The sequence below is a fragment of the Secundilactobacillus silagincola genome (assembly GCF_002583405.1).
GTDB lineage: Bacteria > Bacillota > Bacilli > Lactobacillales > Lactobacillaceae > Secundilactobacillus > Secundilactobacillus silagincola.
This window is the reverse complement of sequence record NZ_BCMJ01000014.1, coordinates 1-13,718: the sequence shown is the minus strand read 5'-3', so window position 1 is coordinate 13,718 and position 13,718 is coordinate 1. Positions and strand designations below refer to the sequence as shown.

16 protein-coding genes are annotated in these 13,718 nt (G+C 41.6%); 10 read left to right on the top strand and 6 right to left on the bottom strand.

Going from position 1 to position 13,718, the window contains the following annotated elements; translation table 11 throughout:
* Positions 1-136: 136 nt before the first annotated feature.
* Entirely contained in the window at positions 137-820 is a 684-nt protein-coding gene (locus CES82_RS11235; RefSeq protein ID WP_003589823.1) for an IS6 family transposase, read from the bottom strand.
* Positions 821-940: 120 nt separating this feature from the next.
* On the opposite strand from CES82_RS11235, the gene CES82_RS11230 reads away from it, so the two are divergent.
* The 4 genes from CES82_RS11230 (at position 941) to CES82_RS11215 (ending at position 4,299) form a co-directional block, all read left to right on the top strand.
* On the top strand, positions 941-1,408 hold the full coding sequence (locus CES82_RS11230) for a Dps family protein (RefSeq protein WP_003587210.1): 468 nt from the start codon (positions 941-943) through the stop codon (positions 1,406-1,408).
* A 246-nt stretch (positions 1,409-1,654) separates the two neighbouring features.
* Complete coding sequence (locus CES82_RS11225; RefSeq protein ID WP_003581836.1) at positions 1,655-2,398, top strand: ABC transporter ATP-binding protein; 744 nt, start codon at positions 1,655-1,657, stop codon at positions 2,396-2,398.
* Positions 2,376-3,623: an ABC transporter permease gene (locus CES82_RS11220; protein WP_098826325.1), complete on the top strand. Its 1,248-nt coding sequence runs from the start codon at positions 2,376-2,378 to the stop codon at positions 3,621-3,623. Before CES82_RS11225 ends, CES82_RS11220 begins: the two co-directional genes overlap by 23 nt.
* 4 nt (positions 3,624-3,627) lie before the next feature.
* Positions 3,628-4,299, top strand: coding sequence for a TetR/AcrR family transcriptional regulator (locus CES82_RS11215; protein ID WP_098826323.1), 672 nt, complete (start codon positions 3,628-3,630; stop codon positions 4,297-4,299).
* Positions 4,300-4,551: 252 nt separating this feature from the next.
* Here CES82_RS11215 and CES82_RS11210 read toward each other — a convergent pair.
* A protein-coding gene (locus CES82_RS11210) for an IS3 family transposase (RefSeq protein WP_143466310.1) occupies positions 4,552-5,621 on the bottom strand; the annotation gives its coding sequence in 2 pieces (ribosomal slippage) (positions 4,552-5,393 and positions 5,393-5,621; 1,071 coding nt in all).
* A gap of 125 nt (positions 5,622-5,746) precedes the next feature.
* On the opposite strand from CES82_RS11210, the gene CES82_RS11200 reads away from it, so the two are divergent.
* Positions 5,747-6,799 carry an ABC transporter permease gene (locus tag CES82_RS11200; RefSeq protein ID WP_046811107.1) on the top strand — a complete coding sequence of 351 codons (1,053 nt, stop codon included), beginning with the start codon at positions 5,747-5,749 and terminating at the stop codon, positions 6,797-6,799.
* Positions 6,800-6,803: 4 nt separating this feature from the next.
* Entirely contained in the window at positions 6,804-7,484 is a 681-nt protein-coding gene (locus CES82_RS11195) for an ABC transporter ATP-binding protein (RefSeq protein WP_046811108.1), read from the top strand.
* Between the two features lie 575 nt (positions 7,485-8,059).
* Here CES82_RS11195 and CES82_RS11190 read toward each other — a convergent pair.
* The 3 genes from CES82_RS11190 to CES82_RS11180 form a co-directional block, all read right to left on the bottom strand.
* The gene (locus CES82_RS11190; protein WP_003572735.1) at positions 8,060-8,362 is read right to left on the bottom strand and encodes a type II toxin-antitoxin system YafQ family toxin; all 303 of its coding nucleotides are present in this window, start codon (positions 8,360-8,362) and stop codon (positions 8,060-8,062) included.
* A complete protein-coding gene (locus tag CES82_RS11185) occupies positions 8,352-8,630 on the bottom strand; it encodes a plasmid mobilization protein (protein ID WP_046871195.1) in 279 nt (92 codons plus the stop codon). Before CES82_RS11185 ends, CES82_RS11190 begins: the two co-directional genes overlap by 11 nt.
* 590 nt (positions 8,631-9,220) lie before the next feature.
* Positions 9,221-9,421: a DUF536 domain-containing protein gene (locus CES82_RS11180; RefSeq protein ID WP_225361824.1), complete on the bottom strand. Its 201-nt coding sequence runs from the start codon at positions 9,419-9,421 to the stop codon at positions 9,221-9,223.
* 19 nt (positions 9,422-9,440) lie between these two features.
* Between CES82_RS11180 and CES82_RS11175 the strand changes: the two genes are divergently transcribed.
* From CES82_RS11175 to CES82_RS11160, 4 genes are all read left to right on the top strand, one after another.
* Positions 9,441-9,749, top strand: a complete 309-nt coding sequence (locus tag CES82_RS11175) for a TetR/AcrR family transcriptional regulator (RefSeq protein ID WP_060463328.1) — start codon at positions 9,441-9,443, stop codon at positions 9,747-9,749.
* Between the two features lie 222 nt (positions 9,750-9,971).
* Positions 9,972-10,676 (top strand): NUDIX hydrolase, encoded by a 705-nt coding sequence (locus CES82_RS11170; protein WP_098826319.1) that lies wholly within the window; start codon positions 9,972-9,974, stop codon positions 10,674-10,676.
* A 115-nt stretch (positions 10,677-10,791) separates the two neighbouring features.
* Positions 10,792-12,231, top strand: coding sequence for a nicotinate phosphoribosyltransferase (locus CES82_RS11165; RefSeq protein ID WP_098826317.1), 1,440 nt, complete (start codon positions 10,792-10,794; stop codon positions 12,229-12,231).
* A 1-nt stretch (position 12,232) separates the two neighbouring features.
* A complete protein-coding gene (locus tag CES82_RS11160) occupies positions 12,233-12,781 on the top strand; it encodes a cysteine hydrolase family protein (protein ID WP_045353555.1) in 549 nt (182 codons plus the stop codon).
* A 121-nt stretch (positions 12,782-12,902) separates the two neighbouring features.
* On the opposite strand, the gene CES82_RS11155 is transcribed toward CES82_RS11160, so the two are convergent.
* Positions 12,903-13,496 (bottom strand): recombinase family protein, encoded by a 594-nt coding sequence (locus tag CES82_RS11155; protein WP_098826315.1) that lies wholly within the window; start codon positions 13,494-13,496, stop codon positions 12,903-12,905.
* Positions 13,497-13,718 lie beyond the last annotated feature (222 nt).

Sequence of the window (13,718 nt, the reverse complement as noted above, 5' to 3'; positions counted from 1 at the left end):
AACGATTTTGGCCGGTTTAATCATGTACTTCGGCAATATCAACAGCACTCATTCCCGGCTGATAAGGCTTGAACGGCTCTGGTGCAAATAGTCTGAGAGTGTGCCTTTTACCTAGTTGTTGATAGGGTGTTGTAGGTTATGCTGGCACCATCGCTTTTAATTCGTCCACGGCTGAAAACCCGATGAGGCTTAGCTCTCGTCGGGTTTTCTTGCGTAATGCATGGATGACTTCAATGCCGCTGAGTGTTGCACTAGCGGTTCGGATGCTTTGGAAACTTGCTGACCGCACCCGGTGTCGTTTAATGAATCGATGATCTTGTTCGATTAAATTGTTTCGATACTTGGAACATTGGTGTGCTGATTTGCTCAAGTAGTCTTGTTTCATCAGGTGCTTCACTGCCTTAAGTGTTGCTCGATATTGATCGGTGACTAAGCGATCAGGACGACCATTGGTCGTCAAAAGCCGTTTCAAAAAGTGATAGGCTGCCACATAATCACGATGCTTTCGCAGTTCGAAGTCGAGCGTCAGACCGTTGCTATCAATTGCACGATACAGATAAGTCCAATGACCTTTGACGTTAATGTAAGTCTCGTCTATCCTCCAACTTTTGGTATGGGAGGTTTGATGTTGGCGCCATAAAGCCTTAAAGATGGGACCATAATGATGAACCCAACGCATGACCGTGGTGTGATGCACACTAACCCCGCGATCACGTAGCAATTCAACGATATCACGGTAGCTGAGACTGAACCTAAAATAGTAGCCAACGGCTACTATAATGATATCCTGTTGAAAGTGGCGTCCTTTAAAGTAATTCATGCGCACAATCCCTCGTTTCTTGTCACTCAGTATACTAGAATGAAGTTGCCAGGCAAACTTTGCACCAGAGCCTAAGCTACCACTATGTTATAATGACCATATCGAAAGGAGATCAATCTAATGAAATATACGAAAACCAAAGCAGTATTAAATCAACTCGTTGCCGATTTGAGCCAGATGTCAATGATTATCCATCAGACGCATTGGTACATGCGTGGACCCAACTTTTTGAAGTTGCACCCCTTGATGGATGAGTTCATGGAAGAAATTGACAGCCAACTCGATGTCATTTCTGAACGGCTGATTGCGCTTGATGGCAGTCCTTACTCGACCTTAAAAGAAATGGCCGAAAACACTAAGATTCAAGACTGGCCTGGTGAATGGGACAAAACAACCCCAGAACGCCTCGCACACTTAGTTGATGGCTATCGTTACTTGGAAGACCTTTACCAACACGGCATTGAAGTATCCGATGTTGAAAAAGACTTCAGTACCCAAGATATTTTCATTGGTCTCAAAACCGCAATTGAGAAGAAAATCTGGATGATTCAGGCAGAGCTTGGGTCGGCGCCGGAAATTGATGAATAAAATAATATTAAAAAATCGGTAGGCTTAAACATTGCTAACGCTTATATCAGTGCTGCTATTTAATTAAAATGCGACATCCCAACAACGGGGTGGCGCATTTTTGTTTGCAATGCGGTGACAAATAGGCCGGAAACAAAATAAGTGAGTGATAACTCATTTTAATGTTGACAAACCGAGATGTACTGATTATACTAAGGCCATTAAGTGAGTGAGCATACACTCGCTTTGAGAAAGAGGGTTATTAAAATGGCAACGGATTATGTCATCGCCAAGCAGGTCAGCAAGCACTTTGGTCATCAGCAAGTGCTCAATCAGATTGATTTGACACTGCCGGCTGGAATGATTTATGGCTTGATTGGGCCATCAGGAGCTGGGAAGACCACCTTGATCAAGAGTATTTTAGGGATGGAAGCTGTGGATAGTGGCACTGTTAAAGTCATGGATACGGTGATGCCCAATAGGGCGGTAATGGCACAAGTAGGGTATATGGCCCAAAGTGACGCTTTGTATGAGACACTAACGGCCCGTGAAAACCTGACCTTGTTTGGGCAATTGATGAGCGTTCCAAAAATAAAGTTAGCACAGATGATTGATTATGCAGCCGGATTAGTTGATTTAACGTCCCAATTAGACAAGCGGGTCAGTGGCTATTCGGGTGGGATGAAACGGCGCTTGTCGTTGGCAATTGCCCTGATTCAGGATCCCCAATTATTGATTTTAGATGAACCGACCGTTGGGATTGATCCAGAATTACGGCAACAAATTTGGACCGAACTAAATAAGCTCAAGGATACCGGTAAGTCGATGCTCGTGACAACGCATGTCATGGACGAAGCAGAACGGTGTGATTATCTCATGTTGATTCGGCACGGGATTGCGCTTGCTGAGGGGACACCCGCGGCACTGAAACAACAGTATGCAGTAGATACGATCGAACAGGTCTTTTTGAAAGCGGGGCGGATGCAAGATGCGAACGATGGCAATCGTTAGACGAGTTTTTAAGCAAATGTTACGTGATAAGCGTACCTTGGCGCTGATGTTTTTGGCACCATTGCTGATTATGACGCTGATGTATTTCTTATTTCAAAACAACACGACGCAAGTAGCAAGCTTGGGTGTTCATCATGTAGACCAATCCGTGGTTAACGTGATCGATACCAAAAACGTGACGATTCATCATTATGATAGTTCACAGGCACGGAAAATGATTAAGCAGCATGATCTAGATGGCTATTTGACTCAGAAAAATGGTCAATTGACGATTACTTATTCAAATAGCAATCCAACCAACACGTCTTTAATTAAGGCGAGTTTACAATCAGGATTAGTCAAGTTGAAAATGAAGACGCTGGTGACCGTTACTAAGAAACAGCGCGCGGCCCTTGAATCGCAACAAGCCGCTTTGAAGAAGCTGACAGCAGCCCAGACACAAGCAACGGTGACCAAGCTGAAGACTGCCATTGCACAAGCCCAGGCCCGCGGTGACCAGGCAACTGCTGAGAAATTACAAAAGCAACTCAAGCAAGCCACAGCCACGACGTCTAGTTCGACTCAGTCAGCTAAAGCAACCAGTTATACGACTAAGTCTCATTATATTTATGGTAGTAGTGATTCAACGTTCTTTGAAAGCTTTTTGCCAGCCTTTCTCGGTTTCTTTGTCTTCTTCTTTGTGTTCTTGATTTCTGGCGTTTCACTTTTGAATGAACGCACTACTGGAACCCTAAGCCGGCTACTTGCAACCCCAATTCGACGGAGTGAAATTATTATGGGCTATCTAATTGGTTATGGGGGCTTTGCCATCATTCAGACTGTCCTGACCGTTGTTTTTACAATTACGGTCTTCAAGATTCACTTAGTTGGTAGTATTTGGCTGGTCTTTCTGACTAACTTATTATTAGCGTTAGTGGCTTTGACCTTGGGTATCTTTATTTCCACCTTTACTAACTCAGAATTTCAAATGATTCAGTTTATTCCACTGATTGTTGTACCACAAATCTTTTTTGCTGGGTTGGTTCCAGTCGATGGCATGGCCAGTTGGTTGCAAGCAATTGCCCACATCATGCCGTTATACTATGGTGCTAATGCGTTGACGGCTGTTGTGACAAAGGGTGCTGGGCTTGGCGATATTGGTGTCAATTTGTTAATATTAGTAGGGTTTATGGTCGTACTAACAATGTTGAATATTGTTGGAATGAAACGTTATCGGAAGGTGTGAGGATATGGAACGACCACGGATACGGGATTATTTTCAACAGGATCTAAGTCAGAATGAAACGATTACACCTAAGCAACGGGCCATCCTCCAGGCAAGTCTCGATTTGTTTGCTGAAAAGGGTTTTGACCAGACCAGTACTAGTGATATTGCACAACGGGCCGGCGTTGCGGAGGGGACGGTCTATCGGCGGTATAAGACTAAGGCTGCCTTACGGGATGCCATCTTAGCACCAATTACCGCGCACATTGTGCCAATCTTAGCGAGTGATTTTTCAGAGGATAAATTACGGCAGCGTTATCCCAGTCTACAGGCATTCGTCACAGCAATTTTTACGGACCGAGTTGCATTTGCTAAAGCTAACGTGAAAGAGTTAAAGGTCATTTTTGAAGTGGCAGCTTTTGACACCGAACGACGCGAACAGATTCTTAGCCAGATTGCGCCTAAGATGGTCAAGCAGATGGGAAGTGTCATCAATCAACTAAAAGCAGATCATTTGATTGTGGATTGGCCGAATGATTTGATACTGCAAAGTTTGTTATCGCAGCTATTCGGTTACCTAGCGCGGTTAATACTGGAATTGCCGGGAACTGAAATTGAGCGCGAACAAGCGTATTTGATTACGGTGATGACCAAAATATTGACCCCGGGTGAACATGATCAAATTACTGGTCAGTGAGCTAACTGTTACTTGATATAAACTAAAGCCACTTCTGTACTTAGCGGTCATTTGAACGCTAAGTACAGAAGTGGCTTTAGTCGTTGCTACGCGTGTTCGTTTGTTAATCTGCTAGTATCGTCATTTTATTCAACAAACTAGTTTGCAACTGGCTGAGTGTGGTCGTCATGTAGACCGGGTAAAGATCTGGGTTGACGAGCCGCTGAGTTGTTCGTGGGAGTGCTCCTATGTCAATAAATGGCACATCTTTTTCTAAACACTCGTTCTAATTCTGTCGGAATTAAACCAACTGATGTAATTTGAGGTTCGGATTACCAAGTCCTCAAAATTGGAAAAAGTTGTTTGAAAGGCAAACTCTCTCTTCAACAATGAGTGAAAAGCTTCAATTGGCCCATTATCATAAGGATAACCTTGTTTTGAGTATGAGTGGCTAATCTGATGCCGTTCAAGTAAAGTTTCAACTTCGTTGCTGGTGTACTGTGAACCCATGTCAGAGTGAAAATATTGTGGCTTTTGATGATATTCAAGCGCCTGATTAATCGTTTCTACAACTAACGTCGCCTCCATCTGACGACCAATCTTGAAAGCAAGAACTTGATGAACCTTTGGTTCGTAAATAGAACTGAGATAAACCCAGGTTCCTGGACGTAATTCCAAATAAGTAATGTCAGCACGCCATATCCTTGCATTGGGCTGGTGTTTGATTAAATTGGGGCGTTGTGAATGATCCACATGAGTGCCAGGTTTTTTAAATCGCCGATTCATTAAAGAGTGAATCTCCATTTCCCTCATTAATCGTAAAATTCGTTTTAACCCAACACAGATGCCTGACTTGCGAAGCACCATCGTTATTCGTGGATAACCATAGGCACGATAATTATTTTCCCAAATCAATTTAATTTTTTCTTTGAGCTGATTATCAACACGTTCGTGTTGACTAGGTTGATATCTTTTCCAATGGTAATAGGTGCTGCGCGGTAATTTCAGTGCCGAAAGAATAATTGATAAGCGGTGTCGCAATAACTGATCTTCTATGAAGACAAGGCAATTAATTCGTCCTAATGCTTTCCCAGTAACACCGCCGCAGCTTTTAAAATTTCAAGTTCCTCCTTTAATCGCTGATTTTCCCTTTGAAGTTGTTTGAATTCTTTGGACGTTACTTCAGTACCGTCTTCTAGCTCAACTGATTTAGCGCCTTTAACCCAATTCCGAATTGAATCGGCTGAAGGACCGTATTCCTTGGATAATTCATCGGATCGTCGTCCCGCTTTAACCATCTCCACAATGGACTTTTTTAAGTCCTCTTCATAACGTGTAACCATAAATAAAAATGCTCCTATGATGATATTTTACCAAACTAGCAAAACTAGTCCGGAATCTCATCATAAGAGCATGTATACTTGTGTATAGTAAGTTTGCTGAACTGCAACAAATACAGGAGGAACAAATGTTTTTAGCAATTAGAGAGATTAAAAAAGAAAAACTACGGTACGGCTTGATTCTAACAGTCGTCGTCTTAATCAGTTATTTGATTTTCATTTTAAGTGCCCTGGCGCTCGGGCTGGCAACAGCTAACACCGCTGCGGTGGACAGCTGGCAGTCTAAGTCCTTTGTAATGACCAAAGACGCTAATGGCAATGCCGGACAGTCATTACTGACAACGAAACAGGTGGATCAGTTAAGCGACGACAAAACCGCAACACTTGGCATTACACCAGTTAATATGAAAATTGGCGGAAAACGTGAATCCGCACAATTCGTTGGGATGAATAACGACGAGTACATCGCTAAAAACCTACAATTAACCAAGGGGCACTTGCCAAAGGCAGCTAACGAAGTCGTCCTCGCTGACTCAGTTGATAAGGATATTTACGGTATGGGGGATAAAATTTCGATTGGGTTATCTGATACGAAATATAAAATCGTGGGTTATGCGAAAAATGCCACGTATAACACCGCACCTGTTATTTATGGCGCGTTAGCGCAATGGCGTGTCATTAAGGGCGTGTCAGATCAATTCCAAGGTAGCGTAGTTACTTCAAAAACGTCACAATCGGTCGATGATAAAGCATTAAAGACTTATTCATACCAAGCCTTTATCAATAAATTGCCAGGTTATACACCGCAAAAAGCGACGTTTGGTCTCATGATTGGCTTCCTGATTGTCATTTCATTGATTGTGATTACCATCTTCCTCTACATTCTAACGGTTCAAAAATTGCCTAACTTGGCAGTTTTGCGTGCACAAGGCATTCCAAATCGTTTCTTGGCCCAAAATACGTTATTTGAGACGTTCTTTATTATGGCAACTGGTATCGTCGTTGGTGCTGTACTATCGGCATTAACTGAATTTGGGATTCCAGATAGCGTACCAATGGCATTTGATTGGGGATTGATGGGACTCATTGCGGCCGGATTGATGGTAACCGGGTTACTGGGTGCAATCATTCCGATTCGTGTGATTAGTAAGATTGATCCGGTATCAGTAATTGGAGGTTAAAAAGATGCGTGAAGAAAAACTAGCCCTTGAACACGTGACGAAACAATTTGGTCAGAAAACCAATTTAGTTACGGCACTAGAAGACGTCAGTTTAGCGTTTAAAGCTGGTGAGGTGTCGCTTATCATTGGTCCTTCAGGATCTGGTAAAAGTACCTTGCTAACCATTTTAGGCGGGTTACAGACACCAACAGACGGCTCAGTTCGTTTGAATGGTCACGACATCAGTGATTTGAGTACCAAAGAAGCCGAAAAAACACGACTTGAACAAATCGGTTTCGTCTTACAGGCGTACAATCTCGTGCCATATTTAACCGTAGCAGACCAATTCAAACTTGTTGACCAGGTGAAGCCTAACAATAACCTCAGTCAAGATGGATTTGACAAAATTATTGAAACGCTAGGCATTCAAAAATTATTAAACAAATACCCTGGCGAATTGTCTGGCGGTCAACAACAGCGCGTTGCAATTGCCCGTGCGTTGTATACAGACCCGGCGATCATCCTAGCCGATGAACCTACGGCAGCATTAGATACGGCACGTGTCAAAGAAGTTGGCCAACTTTTTGCTAATATTGCGCATGACGAGGAAAAAGCAGTCGTCATCGTCACGCACGATGATCGTCTGCGAGAGTTTTCTGATAATGTCTACAAAATTGTCGACGGAAAACTATCTAATACGGACTGATTAACACACTTGCTCTTATGCTGATATTCCGGACTAGTTTTTCTCGTTTGGTAAAATATCATCATAAGAGCAATAGATTATTTAGTTATGTTTTTGTCGAGCTTGCATTTTTGCTAGTCCGCTTGTAGAAAGGGTTTCAGCCCAATATAATAACTAAAATTTATAAGGTTACTTTTCAAATGTGTTGATTATCCATTGCAGAGAAAAGAACACAATAAAAATGATAAGAATAGGAAGCAGTCTAGCCAGCCAAATATTGATGTTTGGATATTGTGACAGAGTATGATAGAGCCATTGGGCAATTATAAAAGCGCCCAATCCGCTGACGATTTATTTGATGTTTTTATACATGTTATTTCTCCAATATATTCATACTAATATAGTACCTATAATACCATTAAACAAAAAAACAGCCCCTATTATCTATCCACTAGATAACGGGGGCTGTTTTATAGGGGCGATTAAAAGGCACAAATAACCCCTCAAAAACATTGAAAGAATAGCCCCCAATATCTATAATGTAGATATTGGGGGCTATTTTAATTTATTTTTTTATAAGTGCCCCTAAACTATAGCTATTGATTCAAGATTTCATGGGAGCCAGTTGCAACCAATAACAAAATCAATTCATCATGATCTAGCTGATAAATAACAATCCAGTTGTCATAATTTTTACCATAGTTTCCATATCTGGCAGGGTGAAATTCACGATAGCCACGCCAATTTCCTTTTAATGCATGATCTTTAATCTGTTTCAAAACAAGTACATCTTGTTCAACAATTGCTTTTAAACAAGGTTTCAAGACAGTTATTGGAAAATGTTTTTTGACTAGTTTTTTTAATTCACGTTCAAAAGATTTGGTCTGTTTAATTTGCATCTAACTTATCGATCCAATCTTCAAAGTCAGTCAATGAACCAATATTTTTGACCTGCCCTGTTTCTGCTTCTTTTTTAGCTGCTGAGGCTTCCGGAGAATCTAAAAAGCTGACCAATCGAACTTCATTATTGGCCGCTTTAACTAACGATAAGCGTATATACTCAGAAACGGTTAACCCTTGTTTTGCTAGATTAGCTTTAGCCCGTTCACTAATGTCAGGTGTTACACGAGTTGAAATTGTCTTGTTTTTAATAATAGTATTACTCATTCTAATCCGCCTCCTTTAAGTTTACCATCGTACTACATTATAATATTCGATTTTTAGGTTTTCTGCAACTAAATTAATTTTAAAGTAAAGGAACTAACAGCTTATGCAACAAGTTGTCTTACCCATCAAAGATTCAAACGTTCTTAGAAGCTGTCTCAGGAATCAGCTTACATCCATTTAATTCATGAGTAAACAAAAAGCACATTCACCGAAGTGAATGTGCCGTTCAAAATCTCCACCAATACGATTTGACAGAGACCCCAAAAAGGCAAGATTACAGACACCACAGATGCACACGACTATAGTTTTTCGTATAGTCATACATCATTCAGTGTCTAGCAATCTCGCCTAATTTAATAGTAACAATTTACTAGCTATTCATCTTTCAACACAAATAAGTATATAACACTTCCAAACATCTGTAAGCGGTTTCAAACATATTTTTTTGTAAAAGCTAAATTTTATAAATTAGAGCAATTTTTTTATAAAAAAACAAGCCTGAAAAATAAACTTTTTCAGGCTTGTTATTTATTATTGTTCTGATACTTCTGAGAGCGTAAAATATCTTTTATGCATTTACACAAGATATTTTACGCTCTCTCAGATTCGGTTTGTTGAGGTAATGATGGTTGTGATTGTTTGTGTGTAGTTAAATCTAATTGTTGTGCTTGATCGGCAATCCTATTAGTCGTTGCAATCTGTTCGTCCTTAACCTCTAACTGCTGTTTAAGTAGCTCAATAAAAGCTGATTGTTCTTTGGTTTGAGCCTGTAAAAAATTATTAACCGTCAAACCGTACCAAGAAATTTTCGTGATCGATATTAGTAACCAAGCCCATATTTCCCGGCGGACTTTTTACCGGAATTTCAAAAGCAAAGACGATGTGATTAATCAGTATGTTATTTCCTTACTAAAGAAATACACTGATTGGATCTTGCAAGTTAACCCCCAAACCTATAAAGAAGTCATCGATGACTTCTTTACTTACTGGCCAGCTCACTCAGCTAAATTGGCTTTGTTAGTTAAAGCTGGTTTAAGCTATAAGATCTTGGATAATGCTAACCAAACGATGCCGGTTTTCTTTCGGCGTTTCCATCTCCGCCACCCCAGTGTTGCTTGACACGTCGATGTCACTAACGATACCAAAGTTGAATATATGACCCGCATTGCCGTCGGTATTTTCTGGAATACTTTTTGCTTATGGTTAGCCCAGCCGACGTCGATCACCATTCAAAATTTAGCAATCCTCGTCAAACATGATTTAAAGCAACTGGGCAATTACTAGTGGCCGAGAAATGCTAAAATAGAGTTGAGTTAACAATTATGAAGGGAGGAGCGTCAATTGGATAGTGAAATTATTGCCCGGCCATTGGTGACCATCACCAACGTCATTTGGAGTTTTAATACTGAATTACACCGACCACAATTACTATTGATTAAGCGGGCAGATGAACCTCTAAAGGGACATTGGGCCCTCCCCGAAACCCTCTTGCGGAGTAAAGAGAGTGCCGACACGGCCTGCATTCGTCTAATTGACGATAAAATTGGCCTGCAAGTTCCGATGAATTCAACCGAACAACTGGCCACCTTTACAGATCCCAAGCGGGTTACGGGAACTCGGGCACTGGCACTCGCCTATATGACCTATTTACCATCAACCCCAAAATTGCATCCAGGGTATGGGGCCACAGATGCCCAATGGTTCGTGCTTGATAAAGATCAGGGCAACTATGTGATCACCCATGACCAACAGGAGATTATCCTAAGTCCCGCCGGTCACCTGGTCTTTGATCATATTCAAATCATTACCACCGCCATTAATCGGATTAAAAACAAGCTGGACTATCAACCCCAAATTCTTCGGATCTTAGGTAATACCTTTACCCTGCGCCAAGCGCGCGAAGTCTTTGCGGCTTTCTTAGGTACGACAATTGACAAGATTGATAATTCCAACTTTAAGAAAACTCACAACCACCTCTTCAAAGAAGTCGGGGCCGCCACTTTGAACCATTCTGGGCGGCCACCAAAGCTCTACCAACTTAACTAAAGGGCATCATTTGCATTTTGCTGCAAAGTATTTATACTAGACGTAAATAAAAGTTAACCATACTTTTATTTTTAGCCAAATTAAAGTAATTTTTACTTAAAAGGAAGTATTTAAGATGAATCTACAACTATTAACCGACTTATATGAATTTTCCATGGCCAATGGGTACTACGCTACCCTACCCCATGATCGACAAGCTCGCTTCGACGTCTTTTACCGCCGGGTTCCCGACAACGGTAGTTTTGTCATTGTCGCTGGTCTCCAGCAAGTGGTAGAACAAGTTCAAAATTGGCATTTCACTAAGGAGAATATTGAATACCTGACCTCCCTGAATGAATTTACTCCCGAGTTTTTGGATTACCTGAGCAAGATTAAAAATCACTGCTCGATTAAGGCTTTACCAGAAGGAACCCCTGTTTTCCCACGGGAACCAATTATTTCAATTAGTGGACCGTTGATTGAAGCCCAGCTGTTAGAAACCTTTATTCTAAACATCATTAACCATCAATCATTAATTGCGACGAAGTCTTGGCAAATCAACCATGCCGCTCAAGGCCGACCAATTATGGAATTTGGCGCGCGGCGGGCGCAAGGCCCTGATGCCGCCACGTATGGGGCGCGATCCGCGGTGATCGGCGGTTGTACCAGCACGTCGAACTTACAAGCAGCCAGTAAATTTAATATTCCCGCGGCCGGCACAATGGCACATGCCTGGGTCGAAAGCTTCTCTGATGAATTAAGTGCCTTTCAAGCTTGGGCCAAGGTTTATCCTGACAAAGTTTCCTTGCTCGTTGATACTTATGATGTCTTGAAGTCAGGAGTGCCGAACGCGATTCGGGTCTTCAAGCAAGTTAGCGCTCAAGGGCACCAACCAGTCGGGATCCGGATAGATTCCGGTGACATTTCGCAATTAGCCATCAAAGCCCGGAAGATGCTCGATGATGCTGGCTTCCCCAAGGCAAAGATTACAGCTTCAGATGCCCTTGATGCGCATGTAGTTAAGTCGTTGTTGGATGAAGGAGCTCCAATTGATAACTTTGGGATTGGGGAACGTTTAATTACCAGTTCCTCCAGTCCGGTATTAAGTGGCGTTTATAAGCTCGCCGAAGAAAAGATTAATGATCAATGGATCCCAAAAATTAAGGTTAGTGATAGCAGAGAAAAGATCACCCTGCCTGGTAATAAGCAAGTTTACCGGATTTACCGGCAAGATAACCTTCATCAAGCGATCGCCGATGTGATTGCCCTGGCTGATGAGCACATCACGGCTCCATTGAAAGTGGTTAATGCTAATTCGGCAGCCACGCACGCCAGCCAAGTTCTGACTAACTTTAATGCTAAGCCATTGATGCAAGAATATCTGGGTTCCAATGCTTCCCCAATCGAAAATGATCTCTTTAAGATTCAGCAATTCTCAATGGATCAAGTAGCAGAATTACCAGAAGCCACAAAACGGTTAGTTAACCCCGATCGGTACCCAGTTTACTTAACAGCTACATTGGCTGAATTGCAAGAACAGTTAATTACTAAAGCTCAATTTACGGAGGAACATTAAGATGGCTAAAGCGCTCTTAATTATTGACTATACAAACGACTTTGTGGCTGATAAGGGATCACTAACGGTTGGCAAGCCAGCGCAGACGTTGGCCCCAGAAATTATGCGGTTAGCCGATCAATTCTTAAGCCAGCATGATTATGTGATCTTTCCCACTGATGGTCACCGGCTTAATGACCCATTCAATCCAGAAACCAAACTATATCCGGCCCATAATATTATTGGGACGACCGGTCAGAAACTATACGGCCAAGTCGGCAGCTGGTTTGATCGACATCATGACGATTCCCATGTCTACAAATTCAATAAGAACCGTTACTCCTCCTTCCAAAACACCAATTTGGATAACTACCTGCGGGAACGGCGGATTGATGAAGTCTGGATTGCTGGTGTCTGCACTGATATTTGTGTCCTCCACACCGCAATCAGTGCCTACAACCTGGATTACCACATTGTGATTCCACAAGCAGCCGTGGCCACGTTCTCACCAGCTGGTGCTGAATGGGCGATGAATCATTTTAAAAACGTATTAGGGGCCACAATTCGATAATTCACTTTCAAATGATTATCAAAAAAACCACGAATTAATTACAAAAAATTCCCTTTGCTAAATGCATTGGGAATTTTTCTTTTGGCGTTACCTTTCTAGGGTAAAAGGTAACATTTTATTTTCAAATACAATCTACCTTAACATTAAATTTCTTTCGATACCTTATAAAGGTTGTCCGTTTAATTCCTGTATTTCGGGACACATCAATGTCACTCATGCCTGCCTGGTAAAGCTTAAAAGCATGTTGCAAGCGGGGATCATCTTGGGTGTATTGGGGTTTGCGCCCATGATATTTACCCTGCTGCTTAGCTAAGGCAATCCCTTGCTGCTGGCGCTCAATGATTCGCTTACGTTCACTTTCGGCCTGATACTTATAGAGTTCAATAATCAAGTTAGTCATCAGTTGACGTAAATTTGGGTCAGCAATCCCTGTTATGGACGGTAAATTCAACACATCTAGGGTGGCACCCTTATTTTGAATGGAGTTCATGATCTTAGTCAAATCATGGTTGTTTCTGCCTAAGCGATCTAATTCAGTGACCATTACAATATCACCCTCACGAATATAGGCCAGCATTTTTTGCAGTTCTGGCCGATTAGTGTTAGCCCCACTTAATTTATCCGTAAATAATTTATCAACGTCTTTTAAAGCCGCTAACTGTCGATCTAAATGTTGCTCCTTGGAACTCACACGCGCATAACCGATTTTAGCCATTTCCAATTCTCCTTTTGGACAGTTCTAATGAACACTTGTAATTCCTAGTATAGCACAGAAATAGAAAAGGCCAATAGGGTATACCCTAGTGACCTAACTGTTAATTATTTTGTAGTTGTTGTGGTGGTGGTAATAGTGGTAGATGTCATATTTTGTTTTTTGATGTTTTCTTTTTGTTTTTTTATAATCTCTTTTATGTAATTTTCAGCTCGTTCTTTTTTT

Excerpts from the sequence above, each read along its gene's own strand:
- CES82_RS11190 (WP_003572735.1), bottom strand. The coding sequence starts at position 8,362 with ATGCAAATTAAACAGACCAAATCTTTTGAACGTGAATTAAAAAAACTA.
- CES82_RS11185 (WP_046871195.1), bottom strand. The coding sequence starts at position 8,630 with ATGAGTAATACTATTATTAAAAACAAGACAATTTCAACTCGTGTAACA.
- CES82_RS11160 (WP_045353555.1), top strand. The coding sequence starts at position 12,233 with ATGGCTAAAGCGCTCTTAATTATTGACTATACAAACGACTTTGTGGCT.
- CES82_RS11165 (WP_098826317.1), top strand. The coding sequence starts at position 10,792 with ATGAATCTACAACTATTAACCGACTTATATGAATTTTCCATGGCCAAT.
- CES82_RS11200 (WP_046811107.1), top strand. The coding sequence starts at position 5,747 with ATGTTTTTAGCAATTAGAGAGATTAAAAAAGAAAAACTACGGTACGGC.
- CES82_RS11195 (WP_046811108.1), top strand. The coding sequence starts at position 6,804 with ATGCGTGAAGAAAAACTAGCCCTTGAACACGTGACGAAACAATTTGGT.
- CES82_RS11235 (WP_003589823.1), bottom strand. The coding sequence starts at position 820 with ATGAATTACTTTAAAGGACGCCACTTTCAACAGGATATCATTATAGTA.
- CES82_RS11155 (WP_098826315.1), bottom strand. The coding sequence starts at position 13,496 with ATGGCTAAAATCGGTTATGCGCGTGTGAGTTCCAAGGAGCAACATTTA.
- CES82_RS11215 (WP_098826323.1), top strand. The coding sequence starts at position 3,628 with ATGGAACGACCACGGATACGGGATTATTTTCAACAGGATCTAAGTCAG.
- CES82_RS11225 (WP_003581836.1), top strand. The coding sequence starts at position 1,655 with ATGGCAACGGATTATGTCATCGCCAAGCAGGTCAGCAAGCACTTTGGT.
- CES82_RS11220 (WP_098826325.1), top strand. The coding sequence starts at position 2,376 with ATGCGAACGATGGCAATCGTTAGACGAGTTTTTAAGCAAATGTTACGT.
- CES82_RS11230 (WP_003587210.1), top strand. The coding sequence starts at position 941 with ATGAAATATACGAAAACCAAAGCAGTATTAAATCAACTCGTTGCCGAT.